5 protein-coding genes are annotated in these 3,340 nt (G+C 76.0%); all 5 read left to right on the forward strand.

Annotated elements, in window-relative coordinates; genetic code table 11:
* Nucleotides 1-158 precede the first annotated feature (158 nt).
* Nucleotides 159-824 carry a hypothetical protein gene (locus tag ACFUMH_RS18835; RefSeq protein WP_378209114.1) on the forward strand — a complete coding sequence of 222 codons (666 nt, stop codon included), beginning with the start codon at nucleotides 159-161 and terminating at the stop codon, nucleotides 822-824.
* Nucleotides 821-1,045 (forward strand): helix-turn-helix domain-containing protein, encoded by a 225-nt coding sequence (locus tag ACFUMH_RS18840; RefSeq protein ID WP_378209116.1) that lies wholly within the window; start codon nucleotides 821-823, stop codon nucleotides 1,043-1,045. Before ACFUMH_RS18835 ends, ACFUMH_RS18840 begins: the two co-directional genes overlap by 4 nt.
* Before the next feature lie 101 nt (nucleotides 1,046-1,146).
* The gene (locus ACFUMH_RS18845; protein ID WP_378209118.1) at nucleotides 1,147-1,539 is read left to right on the forward strand and encodes a hypothetical protein; all 393 of its coding nucleotides are present in this window, start codon (nucleotides 1,147-1,149) and stop codon (nucleotides 1,537-1,539) included.
* Nucleotides 1,540-1,670: 131 nt separating this feature from the next.
* Nucleotides 1,671-2,876: a cation:proton antiporter gene (locus ACFUMH_RS18850; protein WP_378209120.1), complete on the forward strand. Its 1,206-nt coding sequence runs from the start codon at nucleotides 1,671-1,673 to the stop codon at nucleotides 2,874-2,876.
* A gap of 150 nt (nucleotides 2,877-3,026) precedes the next feature.
* Nucleotides 3,027-3,272 carry a hypothetical protein gene (locus ACFUMH_RS18855; RefSeq protein ID WP_378209122.1) on the forward strand — a complete coding sequence of 82 codons (246 nt, stop codon included), beginning with the start codon at nucleotides 3,027-3,029 and terminating at the stop codon, nucleotides 3,270-3,272.
* Nucleotides 3,273-3,340 lie beyond the last annotated feature (68 nt).

Raw genomic sequence — 3,340 nt, forward strand, 5'->3', positions numbered from 1 at the left:
CCGGCAGGGAGGGGCCGGGGCGCCGCCGGTGATGTGCACGCGGCGGCGTCGCCCGTTCGGCATATCGACAGTCGATACGCCGCGGGTCTACGCTCGAACCACCCGGCCGGCGTCACCGTGACGCCGCGGCGCGGGCGCGAGGGGGAGCCGTGCCGTCCTTGACCTCCGACCGTGCGACCGGCCGCGTCGCGAGGCTCGCCGGACTCCTGCGGATCGCCGGGGTGCTCGGTGCCGTGGGCGGTGTCGCGTACGCCGTCAACGGCATAACCCAGGCGCGCGCCCTCGTGAAGGTGCCCGTCACGCTCGCGCAGCCGGAGCAGGGCTCCGGCGCGGGGAACGTCAGGGTCGCGGTCGACGGCCTGGTGGCGGGGGGCGACGGCTGGTTCGCCGGCGCCGAGCCCGGTCTGCTGACGGCCGGCGTCCCGGACGGCACCCTCACCCTCGCCGCGTGGGACTCGACCCGCCTGGAGCAAGCGCTCGGCCGCGGCGACTGGCTCGTCGGCGGGCTGGCGCTGCTCGTGGTGGCCCTGCTGCTCGGCCCGGTCCTCACCGCGGTCGCCGACCGGCGTCCCTTCGCGCCTGGCACCGCCCGGCGGCTGGCCGTGGCGGGCGTGACGGTCGCGGTGGCCGGGCAGCTCGCGGGTGCCCTGCCGCACGCGGCGGGTCTGCTGGTCCTCGAGCGCACCGGGCTGGCGGGTCCGGCGTTCTCGTCACTCCCCGCGCTGGCGCTCTGGCCGATCGCCACCGGCCTGCTGCTGGTCGTGCTCGCCGTCGCGTGGGCGCAGGGCGAGCGCCTCGCCGCAGACGTGGACGGGCTGGTGTGAACGCACCCGAGCACCGGGTCGTCTGCCACCTCGACCGCCTGCTCGCGGAGCGCGGGATGACGCTCGTCCAGCTCGCCGAGCGCGCCGGCGTGACCGTGGCCAACCTGTCGGTGCTGAAGAACGACCGCGCCCGCGCGATCCGGTTCAGCACCCTGACGGCGGTCTGCGACGCGCTCGGCTGCACGCCCGGCGACCTCCTCGGTCTGGCGCCGCCGCGCTGAGGGCCCGGCAGCGCCCGGCGCGGCGCCCTCTGCGTCGACCCGGCGGGTGATCTCCGCCCGTCGGTCGCATCGTTCGAACATGTGTTCGATACGATTCATCCATGCCCGACCGCTCCGCCCCGCTCGCCCCGCCCCCGCCCGGACACCGGGAGGTGGCGAACAGCGAGGTGCCGGAGGGCATCCCCACGCGCCCGCAGGGCGACGTGCCGGTGATCGTCCGGGTGGTGTGGACCGACGGGTCCGAGGAGTGGCGGCCCGCCCGCGCGATCCGCTGGACGCGCGGGCACGTCATGGTCGCGTGGCGCGAGGACCCCGCGCAGCCGCGGTCCGAGCGGCACACGTGGCTGCGCGCCGGTGACGTCGCGCGGTCGGTGAGCTGGTTCCTGCCGCCGGTCCCCGGGTCGGACCCCGGCGCTCGCGGTGCGCACCGCGGCACGGCGGGCGACGCGGGGGCGGGAGACGTGGGCACGGACGGGCGCGGGCGACCGGCGTAGGCGGGCACGCCGCACGGCCCGGGTCCGGGGGCCCGCTTGCGGACACGCGCACCGGCGCCTTGTCTGGACGCGAGCCGTCCGGTGCCGGGCGGCCCGACCGACCCGCACCCACGGCCTCCAGGACGTCCCCCATGCTGCTCCTCGTCTTCGCCGCGCTGCTGGTCGTCGCGGTGCTCGTGTCCGAGCGCGCCAACCGGACGGTGCTGTCCACGGCCGTGCTCTTCCTGGTCGGCGGCTTCGCGCTCGGGCAGGGCGTGCTCGACGTGGTCGAGGTGCAGGCCGGGGACGACATCGTCTCGGCGCTCGCCGAGCTCGCGCTGTTCTCCGTGCTGTTCACCGACGGCATGCGGGTGGGGTGGCACGACCTGCGCTCCGCGTGGCGCGAGCCCGGCCGTGCGCTCCTGCTCGGCCTGCCCCTGACGCTCCTCGTGACGGCGGCGCTCGCCCACTGGGTCGCCGGGCTGCCGTGGCTGCAGGCGCTCCTGCTCGGCGCGGTGCTGGCGCCGACCGACCCGGTGTTCGCGTCGGCGATCGTCGGCCGGCGCGAGGTCCCCATGCGGCTGCGCCACCTGCTGAACGTGGAGTCGGGCGTCAACGACGGGCTCGCGCTGCCGTTCGTCCTGGTGCTGATCACCGCGGCCGGCGGGACGAGCGCGGAGGGTGGCTGGGTCCTCGTCGAGGAGATCCTGCTCGGCATCGCCGTCGGCGTCGGCATCCCGCTCGCCGTGCTCGCGCTCGAGCGGCTGCCGTTCCTGCAGGCGTCGCGTGCGCTCCAACCGCTCGTCACGGTGGCGATCGGCCTCCTCGTCCTCGCCGTCTGCCAGGTGACGCACGCGAACCTCTTCCTCGGCGCCTTCGCGGCCGGCATCACGGTGGCGAGCGCGAGCCCGCGGTTCCGGCACGAGTTCGAGCGGTTCGGCGAGCTGGTGACCGAGCTGCTCAAGCTGGCGGCGATCCTCGTGTTCGGCGCGCTCATCACGCCGGCGTTCCTGTTCCGGGAGATCTCGCTCGCCGGCTGGGTGTTCGCGGTGCTGGCGCTGGTCGTGGCGCGACCCGCGGCCCTGCTCGTCTCGTTCCTCGGCTCGCGCATCCCGGCGCGCCAGCAGGTCGCCGCCATGTGGTTCGGCCCCAAGGGCTTCGCGTCGGTGGTCTACGGGCTCCTCGTGCTGGAGTCCGGCATCCCGCTCGCGGACGAGGTGTTCCACCTGACCGCGCTGGTCATCGTGCTGTCGATCCTGGCGCACTCGTCCACGGACGTGCTGGTCGCGCGACAGTTCGACGAGGCCGAGGCGGACGCCGGCGCCGACGACGGGCGTGCTCGCGCCGCGCCGCCCTGATGGGCGGACCGGGTCCGGGGCCGCCGCCGGATGGTCTCGATCAGGTCACGGCCGCCGCCCGCGACTTGATCTCGCGTGCGTGCGGGTGATGGGTTGGGACGACCGCCGACCAGTCGCCGACCTGTGGCGCGCCGACATCCTGGGAGCCCGATGACCACCTTCACCGCCATGGTCCGCTTCGACCTGGGCAGGCGGGACGTCGTCCTGAGCGTCGGCGGGGAGGTCGAGCCGGGCGCGGTCGACGAGCTGTGCGAGCTCGTCCAGCGCACGGCGCTCGTCTCGGGTCGGCAGGCGGCGGTGGACCTGTCGGGGGCCACCATCGGCGACGACGCCCTGGCCGAGGTGGCGCACCGGTGCCACGCGGTCGCGCACGTCGTCGCCCGCCGCGCGGCCTGACCGCCGCCCGTCGCACGACGCCCGTCGCACGACGCCCGTCGCACGACTGGCCGCGCCGGCGCCGGGGC

This window comes from Cellulomonas sp. NPDC057328 (assembly GCF_042667215.1).
In the GTDB taxonomy this organism is placed as follows: domain Bacteria; phylum Actinomycetota; class Actinomycetes; order Actinomycetales; family Cellulomonadaceae; genus Cellulomonas.

What these genes read in the sequence shown, in the direction of transcription:
- ACFUMH_RS18855 (WP_378209122.1), top strand. Translation starts at nt 3,027, where the DNA reads ATGACCACCTTCACCGCCATGGTCCGCTTCGACCTGGGCAGGCGGGAC.
- ACFUMH_RS18850 (WP_378209120.1), top strand. Translation starts at nt 1,671, where the DNA reads ATGCTGCTCCTCGTCTTCGCCGCGCTGCTGGTCGTCGCGGTGCTCGTG.
- ACFUMH_RS18845 (WP_378209118.1), top strand. Translation starts at nt 1,147, where the DNA reads ATGCCCGACCGCTCCGCCCCGCTCGCCCCGCCCCCGCCCGGACACCGG.